The organism is Bradyrhizobium sp. CCBAU 51753 (genome assembly GCF_015291565.1).
Classification (GTDB): domain Bacteria; phylum Pseudomonadota; class Alphaproteobacteria; order Rhizobiales; family Xanthobacteraceae; genus Bradyrhizobium; species Bradyrhizobium ivorense.
Window position 1 is genome coordinate 6,761,170 of record NZ_CP030037.1, and the last position, 13,532, is coordinate 6,774,701.

Annotated in this window: 10 protein-coding genes and 1 pseudogene; all 11 read right to left on the reverse strand. The window is 67.1% G+C overall.

All coding sequences use genetic code 11. From position 1 onward, the window contains the following. Positions 1–97 precede the first annotated feature (97 nt). Complete coding sequence (gene ftsZ / locus XH93_RS30970) at positions 98–1,879, reverse strand: cell division protein FtsZ (protein ID WP_194470364.1); 1,782 nt, start codon at positions 1,877–1,879, stop codon at positions 98–100. Between the two features lie 89 nt (positions 1,880–1,968). Beyond that, entirely contained in the window at positions 1,969–3,285 is a 1,317-nt protein-coding gene (ftsA, locus tag XH93_RS30975) for a cell division protein FtsA (RefSeq protein WP_139863592.1), read from the reverse strand. Then, positions 3,282–4,289 (reverse strand): cell division protein FtsQ/DivIB, encoded by a 1,008-nt coding sequence (locus tag XH93_RS30980; protein ID WP_194470365.1) that lies wholly within the window; start codon positions 4,287–4,289, stop codon positions 3,282–3,284. The genes ftsA and XH93_RS30980 overlap by 4 nt, the downstream gene beginning before the upstream one ends. Next, positions 4,229–4,497, reverse strand: a pseudogene (locus XH93_RS42535) (hypothetical protein); the annotation flags it as partial. The gene XH93_RS30980 and the pseudogene XH93_RS42535, both read right to left, overlap by 61 nt. 110 nt (positions 4,498–4,607) lie before the next feature. Next, positions 4,608–5,600, reverse strand: a complete 993-nt coding sequence (locus XH93_RS30985) for a D-alanine--D-alanine ligase (RefSeq protein WP_194470366.1) — start codon at positions 5,598–5,600, stop codon at positions 4,608–4,610. After that, complete coding sequence (gene murB, locus XH93_RS30990; RefSeq protein ID WP_194470367.1) at positions 5,600–6,523, reverse strand: UDP-N-acetylmuramate dehydrogenase; 924 nt, start codon at positions 6,521–6,523, stop codon at positions 5,600–5,602. The genes XH93_RS30985 and murB overlap by 1 nt, the downstream gene beginning before the upstream one ends. Positions 6,524–6,794: 271 nt before the next feature. Continuing rightward, complete coding sequence (gene murC / locus XH93_RS30995) at positions 6,795–8,198, reverse strand: UDP-N-acetylmuramate--L-alanine ligase (protein WP_194470368.1); 1,404 nt, start codon at positions 8,196–8,198, stop codon at positions 6,795–6,797. 120 nt (positions 8,199–8,318) lie between these two features. After that, positions 8,319–9,419 carry an undecaprenyldiphospho-muramoylpentapeptide beta-N-acetylglucosaminyltransferase gene (murG, locus tag XH93_RS31000; protein ID WP_139480081.1) on the reverse strand — a complete coding sequence of 367 codons (1,101 nt, stop codon included), beginning with the start codon at positions 9,417–9,419 and terminating at the stop codon, positions 8,319–8,321. Positions 9,420–9,468: 49 nt separating this feature from the next. Beyond that, the gene (gene ftsW, locus XH93_RS31005; RefSeq protein ID WP_139480079.1) at positions 9,469–10,620 is read right to left on the reverse strand and encodes a putative lipid II flippase FtsW; all 1,152 of its coding nucleotides are present in this window, start codon (positions 10,618–10,620) and stop codon (positions 9,469–9,471) included. Between the two features lie 254 nt (positions 10,621–10,874). Then, positions 10,875–12,275 carry a UDP-N-acetylmuramoyl-L-alanine--D-glutamate ligase gene (gene murD, locus XH93_RS31010; RefSeq protein WP_194470369.1) on the reverse strand — a complete coding sequence of 467 codons (1,401 nt, stop codon included), beginning with the start codon at positions 12,273–12,275 and terminating at the stop codon, positions 10,875–10,877. A 145-nt stretch (positions 12,276–12,420) separates the two neighbouring features. Further along, positions 12,421–13,527: a phospho-N-acetylmuramoyl-pentapeptide-transferase gene (gene mraY / locus XH93_RS31015; RefSeq protein WP_139480077.1), complete on the reverse strand. Its 1,107-nt coding sequence runs from the start codon at positions 13,525–13,527 to the stop codon at positions 12,421–12,423. Between the last annotated feature and the right edge of the window lie 5 nt (positions 13,528–13,532).

Consider the following 13,532-nt stretch of genomic DNA (forward strand, 5'->3'; position numbering starts at 1 on the left):
TGCTTGTTTGGCTGCCTGGATATCTCTTCCGGCCAAAGGAAAAGGCCCCAGCGGTTCCCGCCGGGGCCTTTGTTGGTCGCCAAGCTTGTAACAAACTTCAGTTTGCCTGCCGGCGCAGGAAGGCCGGGATATCAAGATGGTCGTCGCCCTGTGGCGTCTGGGCAACAGGTGCCGGGCGCCCATGGGCATCCAATCCCTGCGGCGCGGGCCGCTTTGCATATTCCGATACCGGCGCTTCGTTGGCCGCGATCTGCTGCGCGACGCTGCGGGCCGGCTTGCGTTCCGGCATCGCGGGCATCGCCGGACCGGAGGCGCGGGCCGCGATCGGCGGCTCGGTCTCTTCGTCGCGGCGGCCGAGGCCAACATTGGCGAGCCGCTGCAGCAGCGACAGCCGGGTCTTCTGCGGGTGTTCCTCCTCGGTGCCCTGGGCCTGGCGGATCTCGGCCTGGGCCGGCATCGGCAGGTCCTCGAACTTCGGCATCCGCGGGGTGCGGACCGGCGAACGCTCGGCCGCCTGCGGGATGAAGGTTTCCGGCGGCATCGGTTCCTGCTGCTCGACCTTGGTCAGGTCGTGGTCCGGGAACAGGGTCGGCTTCTGCGTGATCGGGCGCACCGTGACGTCGCCATAGGCCCCGACCTGCATCGGCGCCTGGGCCGGGCTCTCCGGAGCGACCGCAGCCGCAATCGCCGCCAGCGCGGCGCGCTCGACATTGCCGGCGGGGCGCTGCTGGGGCGCGGCGGCCGGAGCCGCAGCAATCGGCGCAACGGTGACGCCGGTCGGCGGTTCCAGCTTCTGGGCGCGCTCGGCCATGCGCTGGTTGTCGGCGCGCAGGCGGGCGGTCAGGTCGGCCAGCCGGCTCTCCGGCGAGCCGCCCGACTGCTGGGCGGGCGCCTGGGCACGGGACGCGATCGCGGCCTGCTCGATGCCGGTCGCGACCACCGAGACGCGGATGACGCCGTCGAGCGATTCGTCGAAGGTGGCGCCGACGATGATGTTGGCGTCGGGATCGACTTCCTCGCGGATGCGGGTCGCGGCTTCGTCGACCTCGAACAGAGTCAGGTCCTTGCCGCCGGTGATCGAGATCAGGAGGCCGCGGGCGCCCTTCATCGAGCTATCGTCGATCAGCGGGTTGGCGATCGCGGCTTCCGCGGCGGTCAGCGCCCGCTTCTCGCCGGTGGCCTCGCCGGTGCCCATCATCGCCTTGCCCATTTCCCGCATCACGGCGCGGACGTCGGCGAAGTCGAGGTTGATCAGGCCTTCCTTGACCATCAGGTCGGTGATGCAGGCGACGCCCGAATAGAGCACCTGGTCAGCCATCGCGAAGGCGTCGGCGAAGGTGGTCTTCTCGTTGGCGACCCGGAACAGGTTCTGGTTCGGGATGATCAGGAGCGTGTCGACCACCTTGTGCAGTTCGGCAATGCCGGACTCGGCGGTGCGCATACGGCGCTGGCCCTCGAAGTGGAACGGCTTGGTGACCACGCCGACCGTCAGGATGCCCATGTCGCGGGCGGCCCGGGCGATCACAGGTGCGGCGCCGGTGCCGGTGCCGCCGCCCATGCCGGCGGTGACGAACACCATGTTGGCGCCGGTGAGATGATCGCGCAGCTCGTCGATCACCTCCTGCGCGGCGGCCGCACCGACGTCCGGCTGCGAGCCGGCGCCGAGGCCCTGGGTGACGGCGGTACCCATCTGGATGATGCGCTGCGCCTTCGACATGGTCAGTGCCTGCGCGTCGGTGTTGGCGACGACGAAGTCGACACCCTGCAGGCCGGCGGTGATCATGTTGTTGACGGCGTTACCACCCGCGCCACCGACACCGAAGACGGTGATCCGCGGTTTCAGCTCGCTGATGTCAGGGGGGGTCAGATTGAGTGCCATGGTTGCCTCTCTCGATTACGCGCGCGTGGGTTCGCCCCGGCCGCAGGCCGCGGGAGTTGATGAAAATGCTGTGAGCCGGGGTGCGGTCATCAGAAGCCCTCGCGAAGCCATCGTCCGACCTTTCCGAAGTAACCGTCAGTCCCTGTCTTAAGCTGCCGCGTGCGCCGCGGTTCGACATGTTCAAGGTGAGCGTATTGCGGATAGACGAGCAGGCCCGTCGGCACCGAGAACGAGGCGCCCTTCGCCTCGTTCGGCAGCCGGCCGAAGCCGAGCGGGCGGCCGATGCGGACCTGGCGGTTCAGGATGCGGGTGGCAAGCTCGACGGTCCCGGTGAGCTGCGACGCACCGCCGCTCAACACAACTCGCGCCCTCGGCTCTGCCGCAAAGGGGGAATCCGCGAGCCGGTCACGGACCATTTCAAAAATCTCCTCGGCGCGATGCCGGACGATATTCGCGATCGTGGCGCGGGATACGATCTGCGGAGTCTCCCGATCATCGCCTGCGGTGGGAACGGACATCAGCTCGCGCGAATCAGAGCCGCCGGTCAGCACCGTGCCGTATAAAGTCTTGATTCGCTCGGCATCCGCAATGCACGCGCCGATGCCGCGCGCAAGATCCATCGTGATGTGTTGCCCGCCGAGCGCAAATCCGGAGGCGTGCACGAAGCGTCCGCCCGAATAAGTCGCGATCGTGGTCGATCCCGCGCCCATTTCGACCACGGCGGCACCGAGATCGGCCTCGTCGTCGGTCAGCACCGAGAGGCCTGCGACATAAGGACTCGATGCCATCGCCTCGACATTGAGATGGCAGCGCTCGACCACGAGCATCAGGTTCTTGGCGACCGTCGCGTCCGACGTCACCACGTTCATGTCGACGCCGAACTGGCGCGCCACCATGCCCTTGGGATCGCGGATGCCCTTGACGCCGTCGAGCGCGTAGCCGACCGGCAGCGCGTGCAGCACGGTGCGGCCGGCGCCGGTGGCGTGGCGCATGCCGGCCGAGGTGATCCGGCTGATATCGTCTGAGGTGACCGAGCCGCCGCGGATATCTGCAGCGGCTTCAACCAGTTGGCCATGCAGCCGGCCGCCCGACAACGACAGCAGCACGGACTCGACGCGAACCTTCGCCATGCGCTCGGCCAGTGCCACGGCATGGCGCACCGCCTTCTCGCATTCGGCGAGATCGACGATCGCGCCGGCCTTGACGCCACGCGACTGGATCTGGCTGTAGCCGATCAGCTCGACCGCGTGGGTGCGGCCGCGCAGCGCCTCGTTCGGCGGCGACGGCTTCAGCCGCGCGATCATGCAGGCGATCTTGCTGGAGCCGACGTCGAGCGAAGCCACCAGCGCGGTGCGCTTCTGCATCGGGCGGGTCTTCGGGGTCAGATTGCGATCGAGGCCGGTCATGCGGAGTCACCCGGCTTCTTCTTGGACTTCTTGTCCTTGAACAGCTCATCGCGCGCCTTGCCGGCTTCCTCCGACAATTGCACCACCAGCCGATCGGGCAGGCGCATGTCGACGGCGACGATGTCGCGCGAGAACAGTTTTTCGTCCTTGTCGAGCTTGGACAGCGCGGCGAGCGCATTGCCGACGTCGTTCTCGGGCAGGCGAATGTCGAGGCCGTCCTTCAGCCGCAGGTTCCAGCGCCGCTCGCCGACGAAGATCGCGGCCTTGGTCACTGAGCGTACCTGCGGGTAGCGGTCGAGCAGCGCGAGGAAATCCCGCGCGCGGGGTGCCGCGCCCTTGCCCACCACCAGCGGCAGATTGAGGAAGCGGCGCGAAACATAGGGCTCGAGCACCGCGCCATCGGCGGCGATCACCGAGAGCCGGCCGTTCTCCTGCCACAGCGCGTAGGCGGTGCGCTCGACGATGTCGATCTGCAGCCGGCCCGGATAAAGCTTCAGGATGGTGGCGTCGGCGATCCAGGGATTGGCCTTCAGCCGGTCGCGCACCGTCTCGGCGTCGAGGAACAGCAGCGAGGAGCGGCCGGTGACGCCGCCGATCGCGAGCACCTCGTCCTGGCTCAGCTGCTTGCGGCCGTTGATGCCGACCGTGGTGATGCGGAAGCCCGCGGCATTGGCCAGCGCGTTGCGGGTGTCGCTCAGCGCCGTGGTGAATTCCTCGACATGGCCGCCGCGCACGATGCCGAAGCCGGCGCTGCCGAACAGGATCGCGAGCGTCGCGGCGACGCCGACCCGGCGCGGCAGATAGCGCTCGATCATCAGGATGTAGCGATTGGGCGGGTCGCGGTCGATCACCGCCGGCTTGGCCGGACGCCGGCGGCGGCGATGCGCGAGCCAGGCACCGATGTGCTCGCGCAGCAGCACCACCGCTCCAATAGCGGCTGCCCTCAGGTCAGCTTGAGGCCCCAGCGATCGCAGCGATCGGGTGAGGCGTCCTGCACCATCCATTGCACGAGCTCGTCACATGTTGCGCCCGCAAACCCATGCGGGTCCCGGCACACGTGACGCCTCAGCAGATACCGGTGGGATAGAGTGACCCCCTGTTCCCTGGTTGCGTTCCTCGAAGCGGTCATCCGCAACAGCTCACGCCCCGGCAGCCAAGCGCTACATGCGCCGCCAGCGTTAACCTTCGGGCTTCCTGGTAAACAAACGGTAAATGTTACCCAGCTGGAGTGGGTTTTGATCAACATTGTGAGTAGTTTGCCGGGGACTCGTTAGCATTTTAGCAACAGCGCCCGGTTCCATCCCCGGCCCGAGTCGCGGGTTTCAGCCCCGCTTCGAGGTGCGGCGCCGGGCGATTTCGATCTGGTCGCGCAGGAAATCGGCGAAGCCAATGCCCTGCGCCTTCAAGGCCTTGGGGTATAAAGATGCCGCGGTGAGCCCGGGCAGCGTGTTGGTCTCGAGATAGACCGGCCCCTTCACCGAGACGATGAAGTCGCTGCGCGAGTAGCCGGTGCAGGACAGCGCGCGGTGCGCCTTGAGCGCATGGTCCATGATCGCGGTGCTGATATCAGGCGCGAAACGGCCGGGGCAAATCTCCTGGGTCGATTTCAGGAGGTATTTGGCGGTGTAGTCGAAGCCGCCCTCCGCCGGCACGATCTCGATCGGCGGCAGCGCGAACACCGCGCCATCGGACTGCTCGAGCACGCCGCAGGTCGCCTCGACGCCGGCGACGAACGGCTCGATCAGATACTCTTCTTTCTCGGCCGCGGTGCGAACCGCGACGAGGTCCTGCTTCGCGTTGACGAAGATCAGCCCGTAGCTCGATCCGTCCTTCGCCGGCTTTGCGATCAGTCTGCCGTGCTCGGCGAAGGCTCGATCGATATCATCCACGGCGATGCCCTGCGGCGCGTTCACGCCCGCGATCGCCGCAAAGCGTTTTGCCGACGGCTTGTCGAAGGCGAGATGCGACGACGCCGAGCCGGAGCCGGTGAAGGCGATGCCGCGCAGCTCGCACATCGCCTGCAATTCGCCGTTCTCGGCGCAGCCGCCATGCAGGCCGAGCACCAGCACGCGCCCTTCCGCGCCGGCCTTGTCGAGCGCCGCGTCGAGCGCGACGCCGCGATCGCCAGGCTTGAAATCGACCTCGAACGGCCGGGCGTGATTGAGCAGCGCCTCCGACCTCACCGCATGCACGGTATCGTCGACGTCCCAGAACCACAGCTCGGCCTCGGGCAGCGCACGATGCAGCGCCTGCGCGCTTGCCACTGAAACCAGGCGCTCCTTGCTGGTGCCGCCGAAGAGAATGGTGGTCTGCATTATTTCTGCTCTATCCCGATCCGCTTGATTTCCCAGTGCAGCTCAATTCCGGAGGTCTGCTTCACCCGTTCACGCACGGTCTCGCCGAGCGTCTCGATGTCGTGCCCGGTGGCGTTGCCGGTGTTGATCAGAAAGTTGCAGTGCATCTCGGAGACCTGCGCGCCGCCGATTCTGAGGCCGCGGCAGCCGGCGGCATCGATCAGCTTCCAGGCGCTGTTGCCGGGCGGATTCTTGAAGGTCGAGCCGCCGGTCTTCTCGCGGATCGGCTGCGCGGTCTCGCGATGGGTCTGCACCTCGGTCATGCGGGCGCGGATCGCCTCGGGATCGGAAATTTTGCCGCGGAAGCGCGCCGACGTGAAAATGATCGAGGGATCGACGCCGCTGTTGCGGTAGACGAACTTCATGTCGGCATTGCCAAAGGTGTGTCTCGTTCCGTCGCGGCCGATGCCAGTGGCCTCGACCAGCACATCCTTGGTCTCGCCGCCATTGGCGCCGGCATTCATCCGCAGCGCGCCGCCGACGGTGCCGGGAATGCCGAAGAAGAATTCCATGCCGCCGATATTGGCCGCCGCCGCGGTCTCCGCCACGCGCTTGTCGAGCGCCGCGGCGCCCGCAGTGACGATGTCATCGGCGGCGCTGGTCTCGCCGAAAGCGCGCGGCGCGAGTCGGATCACGACACCAGGCAGGCCGCCGTCGCGCACGATCAGATTGGAGCCGACACCGACGACATAGACCGGCAACTCGTTCGGCAGGTGTTTCAGGAAATAAGCCAGATCATCCTCATCCGCTGGCGTGAACAGCACCTGCGCCGGGCCGCCGACGCGAAACCAGGTCAACTCGGCCAGCGACTGGTTGGCCAGCAGCCGCCCGCGCAGCTGCGGCATCGCGGCTTTCAGATCGGGCGTGATGTCGGGGAAGGTCATGCGGCGTCGCTCGAGATGCGAGGCAGGTTGAGAGCGCAACGCGTTGCGTTGTGTTTCAGCGCCCGGAGCTTACCCCTCTCCCCAGCCCTCCCCCGCAAGGGGGGAGGGAGCCTGACCGACGTGCTCACCTTACAGTGCATCGCGGCTTCGCTCTCTCTCGTTAAGAGAGTCAGGAGGCCACGGGCGGATGGGTTCCCTCCCCCCTTGCGGGGGAGGGTTAGGGAGAGGGGTGAGCCACACGGGTGGTGCTGATAACTAGCAATGAATAACATCACCCCAGCGCCTTCAACTGATCCGGCAGCGCGTAGGCCCATTGCGTGATATTGCCGGCGCCGAGGCAGACGACGAGGTCGCCGGGTTTTGCCAGGCCGTGCACGATCTTCGCGAGCTCGCCGGCGTCCGGCAGCGGGATCACGTTGCGATGGCCGTGGGCGCGCAGCCCGGCGGCGAAATGGTCGCGGTCGATGCCCGCGATCGGCGCTTCGCCGGCCGGATAGACCTCGGCGACCACGACCGCGTCGGCGTCGTTGAAGCAGGTGCAGAATTCCTCGAACAGCGATCGCAGGCGGGTGAAGCGATGCGGCTGCACCACGGCGACGATCTTGCCGTTGACGGATTCGCGCGCCGCCTTCAGCACCGCCGCGATCTCGACCGGGTGATGCCCGTAGTCGTCGATCACGGCCACGCCATTCCATTCGCCGGTCTTGGTGAAGCGCCGCTTGACGCCGCCGAAGCCGGCCATCGCCTGGCGGATCACGTCGTCGGAGACGCCGAGCTCGTGCGCGACCGCGATCGCCGCCGTCGCATTCGAGGCGTTGTGGCGGCCCGGCATCGGCAGCATGATGTCGGCGATCTCGTACACCGCGCCGCTGCTGCGATCGCGGATCGCGACCGTGAACTTCGAGCCGCCGCCCATCGGCGTCAGATCCTTGAGCTGCGCATCGGCCTGCGGATTTTGCCCATAGGTGATGATGCGGCGATCCTCGATCTTGCCGACCAGGCCCTGCACCACCGGATGATCGATGCACATCACGGCAAAGCCATAGAACGGCACGTTCTCGACAAAGCTGCGGAACGCGTCCTGGATCGCCTCGAAGGTCTTGAAGTGATCGAGATGCTCGGGGTCGATGTTGGTGACGATCACGACATCGGACGGCAGCTTCAGGAACGTGCCGTCGCTCTCGTCGGCCTCGACCACCATCCAGTCGCCGGCCCCGAGCCGCGCGTTGGAGCCGTAGGCATTGATGATGCCGCCATTGATTACGGTCGGATCGAGCCCGCCGGCGTCGAGCAATGTCGCCACCATCGTGGTGGTCGTGGTCTTGCCATGGGTGCCGGCGATCGCGACGCAGCTCTTCAGCCGCATCAGCTCCGCCAGCATCTCGGCGCGCCGCACCACCGGCAGGCGCCGCGCCCGCGCTTCCATCAATTCCGGATTGTCGCGCTTGATCGCGGTCGAGACCACGACGACGTCGGCGCCGTCGACATTCTCGGCGGTGTGGCCGACCGAAACCTTTGCGCCCTTCTTGCGCAGCCGGTCGAGATTGTAATTGTCCGACGCATCCGAGCCCTGCACGGTGTAGCCGAGATTGATCAGCACCTCGGCGATGCCGCTCATGCCGATGCCGCCGATCCCGACGAAATGAATGGGTCCGATCTCGCGCGGCAGTCTCATGTTGCTAACACCTTCATCGTGTCCGGACTCAGCCGGCAATTCTCCGACTTATGAAAGACGCGGCTGGCCGGGACAAGCCCGGCCGTGCCGTTCCACCGCCGAAAATTCCCCGAAAACGGCCTAAATTCCCGCCACTTTCGTCACCAGATCGGCCAGCCGTTCCGCGGCATCGAGCCGGCCGACGCCGCGCGCCGCATCCGCCATCGCGGTCAATTTTCCGGGCTCGGCGGCAAACGTCGTGATCTCGGCCGCCAGCCGCTCCGGCGTGAATTCGGTCTGCTTGATGCGCAGCGCACCGCCGGCCTCCGACAGCACGCCGGCATTGGCGAACTGGTCCTGATCGATCGCACCGGGCAGCGGCACCAGGATCGAGGGCCGGCCGATCGCGCCGAGCTCGGCGACGGTGCCGGCGCCGGAGCGCGAGATCACCAATTGGCTCGAGGCCAGCCGCGCCGGCAGATCAGCGAAGAACGGCGCTAGCTCGGCATTGATCTTGAGCCGGTCGTAGACCGCGCGCACCCGCGCCATGTCCTCTTCGCGCACCTGCTGGGTGATGATCAGGCGGCTCCACAGCGCGGGCGCAAGCTTCTCGATCGCCGGCGGCACGATGTCGCTCATCACCCGCGCGCCCTGGCTGCCACCGACCACGAGCAGGCGCAGCGGGCCGTCGGCCTCGGGCGATGCATATTGCACGGCCGCCGCGGCCAGGATCGCCGGGCGCATCGGCGTGCCGACGGTGGTGGCCTTGGCTGCGAGCGCGGGATCGCGATCGAGCACGCCGGGCAGCGAGGTCGCGATCGCGTTGACGCGGCTGGAGAGGAAACGGTTGGCGCGGCCGAGCACCGCATTGGCATCGTGGATGATGCCGGGAACGCCGAGCAGCCGCGCCGCCATCAGCGGCGGCAGGGTCGGATAGCCACCGAAGCCAACGACGGCCGACGGCTTCAGCCGGCGCACCACATTGGTCGCCACCAGCATGCCATAGCCCAGCGTCAGCATGGTGCGGGCCAGCGAGAGCGGGTTGCGGCTGCGCACGGTCGCGCTCGGCACGAGGTCGATGCTCTCCCGGCCGAACAGGCCGGAATAGCGCAGCGCACGGCCGTCGGTCGCGAGCCGCACGCGCAGGCCGCGCTTGATCAATTCCACGGCGAGCGCCTCGGCCGGGAACAAATGGCCGCCGGTGCCGCCGGCCGCCAGCAGGATCAGGGGTGCGTTATCCAATTCTTGCGAGTGCATGGCATCCAGATAGCCGACGCCGCCATCCCAGTCACTACGCGTAGGCGCGCAAGGAACTGGCGCCTTCCTGCGATTCGATTTCGGTGCGCGGCCGCTGCCTCGTCAGCGCCAGCATCATGCCGACGCCGTAGGCGAGCGAGACGAACGAGGAGCCGCCATAGGAGATGAACGGCAGCGTCATGCCCTTGGCCGGGATCAGCTGCAGATTGACCGCCATGTTGATGGTCGCCTGCACGCCGAACAGGATCGCAAGGCCGGAGGCGGCGAAGCGCGCGAACATGTCCTCGGTGGTGTAGGCGCGCGTCAGGGTGCGGATCACGATGAAGGCGAACAGCGCGACCAGCATCAAACAGAGGATGATGCCGAACTCTTCGGCCGCGACCGCGAACACGAAGTCGGTGTGGCTGTCCGGCAGGCTGCGTTTGGCGATGCCCTCGCCCGGCCCGAGGCCGAACCAGCCGCCGTTCCAGAACGCTTCCATCGCGGTGTCGACCTGAAAGGTGTCGCCGGAGGCCGGGTTCATGAAGCGCTTGATGCGGCCCGCGACGTGCGGCACCAAGAGATAGGCGCCGAACAGGCCGGCGCCGGCCGCGCCGGCAAGCCCGAGCACCCAGATCATCCGCATCCCGGCGATGAAGAACAGCGCGCCCCACACCGTCAGGATCAGCATGGTCTGGCCGAAGTCGGGCTCCATCACCAGCAGCGAGACCAGCGTCAGCAGCAGCACCAGCGCCATCGAGGTCGCCGGCATCTCCGGCCGCTTGGTGGATTCCGCGAACAGCCAGGCCGCGACGACGACGAAGGCGGGTTTTGCGGATTCGGAGGCCTGGATGTTGACCCCGAGCAGCGTGATCCAGCGCCGCGCGCCCTTGACCTCGGGCCCGACCAGCAGCGTCAGCACGATCAGCCCGATCGACACCGCGAGCACGATCAGCGCGGTGCGCCGGATCTGCCGCGGCGTCATGAACGACACCCCGATCAGCACCAGCAGCGACGGCACCAGGAACATGACGTGGCGGTTGAAGAAGTGGAACGGATCGAGCCCGATCCGGGTCGCCACCGGCGGGCTCGCCGCCAGCGACAGGATGACGCCCGCCAGCATCAGCGCGGCGATCGCGACCAGCAGCAGCTTGTCGACGGTCCACCACCAGTCCGAGAACGGGGTGCGTTGGTCACGGGCGAGCATGGGCGTCCCCAGATGGCAGAGGTAACGTCCATTCGTGGCCCAGGATGGTTTCCAGGGGGTTAACGGGTTGGATCACTTTTGGGGGATGCGGTTAGGCATATACCGTCGTCGTGCCGGCGAAGGCCGGGACCCATACGCCGCGGCGGACGTGGTGAACGAGACTCGTCGTCGCAGCGTTGCGCAATAGCGAGCATTGGTGGTTATGGGTTCCGGCCTGCGCCGGGACGACACTGAATGTGTTGCGCGAGTTGCAGCTACACCACCGGCTTGACGCCGGGCAGCGCCTGGACGAGGTCGCGGAAGGCGGCGCCGCGGATTTCGAAATTGCGGTACTGGTCGAACGAGGCGCAGGCCGGCGACAGCAGCACGACGGCTTCCTTGAGCCCCGAGGCCTCCGCGTCGCGCGCGGCGCTGGCGACCGCGACATCGAGCGTGCCGGACATCTCGTGCGGGACGCGGTCGCCGAGCGTGCCGGCAAATTCAGTCGCCGCCTCGCCGATCAGATAGGCCTTGCGGATGCGCGGGAAATAGCCGGTCAGGCTGGTGATGCCGCCGGCCTTCGGCTTGCCGCCGGCGATCCAGAAAATGTCGGCAAAGGACGACAGCGCGTGCGCGGCGGCGTCCGCATTGGTGCCCTTGGAGTCGTTGACGAACAACACATGGCCGCGGCGGCCGACCTGCTCCATGCGGTGCGCGAGGCCCGGAAAACTGCGCAGACCGTTCTGCAGCACGTCGGTCGACATGCCCATCGCCAGCGCAGAGGCTGCGGCGCATGCCGCGTTCTGCGCATTGTGCAGCCCGCGCAGCGAGCCGATGCCGCCCAGCCGCGCCACCTCGCTGCGCGCCGCGCCGGACGCGCGCACGATAGTCTCGTGCTCGACATAGAGGCCGTCGGGCAGCGGGTTCTTCACCGAGATCCGCACCACGCGCCTGCCGGCGCGGTCGAGCCGATCGGCGATGTCGCGGCACCAGCCGTCGTCGACGCCTGTTATCGCGGTGCCGCCGGCCTGCACACCGGCAACCAGCCGCTCCTTCACCGCGGCGTAATGCGCCAGCGTGCCGTGGCGGTCGATGTGATCCTCGGTGACGTTGAGCAGGATGCCGATGGAAGGATCGAGCGACGGGCAGAGGTCGATCTGGTAGGACGACATCTCGATCACATGGACGCGGCCCATCCGCGGCGGCTCAAGCGACAGGATCGCGGTGCCGATATTGCCGCCCATCTGGGTGTCGTAGCCGGCGACCTTCATCAGATGCGCGATCAGCGCCGTGGTGGTCGACTTGCCGTTGGTGCCGGTGATGGCGACGAACGGCGCGTTCGGCGCGTGCCGCCGCCGCTCGCGGCAGAACAGCTCGATGTCGCCGATCACCTCGACGCCGGCCTCGCGCGCCTTCGTGACGCTCCAGTGCGGTGCCGGATGGGTCAGCGGCGCGCCGGGGGTCAAGATCAGCGCGGCGAAATTCGCCCAGGACACCGTGCGCAGGTCGGCGGTGGTGAAGCCGGCCTGCGCCGCCTTCGCGACATTGTCGGTATTGTCGTCGGCCGCGATCACCTCGACGCCGCCGGCCTTCAGCGCGTGGCAGCTCGCAAGGCCGGAGCCGCCGAGGCCGAATACCGCGACCGTCTTGCCGGCGAAGGAGGTGACTGGGATCATGACTGCCTCGCAGTCATGATCCCAGTCATTCCGGGGCGCGCGACTTCGCGCGAACTATGGTGCGCAATTGCGCACCAGAGAATCTCGAGGTTCCGGGTTCTCGCTACGCGAGCCCCGGAACGACAGTGGTTGGAATCTACCATGATCAGCGCAGCTTCAGCGTGGAGAGGCCGGCGAGCGCCAGCATCACCGAGATGATCCAGAACCGGATCACGATCTGCGGCTCGGTCCAGCCCTTCTGCTCGAAATGATGGTGCAGCGGCGCCATCCGGAACACGCGCTTGCCGGTGAGCTTGAACGAGGTGACCTGCACGATCACCGAGACCGCCTCCAGCACGAACAGGCCGCCGATCACCGCGAGCACGATCTCGTGCTTCACCGCGACCGCGACCGCGCCGAGCATGCCGCCGAGCGCCAGCGAGCCGGTGTCGCCCATGAAGATCGAGGCCGGCGGCGCGTTGAACCAGAGGAAGCCGAGGCCGGCGCCGAGCACCGCGCCGCACAGCACAGCGAGCTCGCCGGTGCCGGCGACGTAGTTGATCTGCAGATAGTCGGAGAACACGGCGTTGCCGGTGAGGTACGAGATCATGCCGAAGCTCGCCGCCGCGATCATGACCGGCACGATGGCGAGGCCGTCGAGGCCGTCGGTCAGGTTCACCGCATTGCCGGAGCCGACCATGACGAAGGCGCCGAAGATCACGAAGAACCAGCCGAAATTGATCACGAGATCCTTGAAGAACGGGATCGCCAGCGAGGTCGAGGACACGTCGCGGCCGAGCCGGACCAGCGCGTAGGTCGCGGCCAGCGCGATCACTCCTTCGATCAGGAGCCGCAGCTTGCTGGCGAAGCCGCTGTGCGACTGCTTGGTCACCTTCAAATAATCGTCATAGAAGCCGACGAAGCCGAAACCGAGCGTCACCGCCAGCACGATCCAGACGTAGGGGTTGATCGGATTGGCCCAGAGCAGCGTCGACACCACGAGCCCCGACAGAATCATCAGCCCGCCCATGGTCGGCGTGCCCTTCTTGGAGATCAGATGCGACTGCGGGCCGTCGGTGCGGATCGGCTGGCCCTTGCCCTGGCGCAGCCTTAAATGGTCGATGATCCAGGGCCCGAACAGGAACACGAACAGCGCCCCTGTCACCATCGCCCCGCCGGTGCGGAAAGTTATGTAGCGGAAGACGTTGAGGCCGCTGCGGAATACGCCGAAGCCCGGCACCGTGTTGGACAGCTCGATCAACCAGTAGAACATTCAAA

What these genes read in the sequence shown, in the direction of transcription:
- ftsA (WP_139863592.1), bottom strand. Translation starts at nt 3,285, where the DNA reads ATGACCGGCCTCGATCGCAATCTGACCCCGAAGACCCGCCCGATGCAG.
- mraY (WP_139480077.1), bottom strand. Translation starts at nt 13,527, where the DNA reads ATGTTCTACTGGTTGATCGAGCTGTCCAACACGGTGCCGGGCTTCGGC.
- murB (WP_194470367.1), bottom strand. Translation starts at nt 6,523, where the DNA reads ATGACCTTCCCCGACATCACGCCCGATCTGAAAGCCGCGATGCCGCAG.
- murC (WP_194470368.1), bottom strand. Translation starts at nt 8,198, where the DNA reads ATGAGACTGCCGCGCGAGATCGGACCCATTCATTTCGTCGGGATCGGC.
- XH93_RS30985 (WP_194470366.1), bottom strand. Translation starts at nt 5,600, where the DNA reads ATGCAGACCACCATTCTCTTCGGCGGCACCAGCAAGGAGCGCCTGGTT.
- XH93_RS30980 (WP_194470365.1), bottom strand. Translation starts at nt 4,289, where the DNA reads ATGGATGGTGCAGGACGCCTCACCCGATCGCTGCGATCGCTGGGGCCT.
- ftsW (WP_139480079.1), bottom strand. Translation starts at nt 10,620, where the DNA reads ATGCTCGCCCGTGACCAACGCACCCCGTTCTCGGACTGGTGGTGGACC.
- murD (WP_194470369.1), bottom strand. Translation starts at nt 12,275, where the DNA reads ATGATCCCAGTCACCTCCTTCGCCGGCAAGACGGTCGCGGTATTCGGC.
- ftsZ (WP_194470364.1), bottom strand. Translation starts at nt 1,879, where the DNA reads ATGGCACTCAATCTGACCCCCCCTGACATCAGCGAGCTGAAACCGCGG.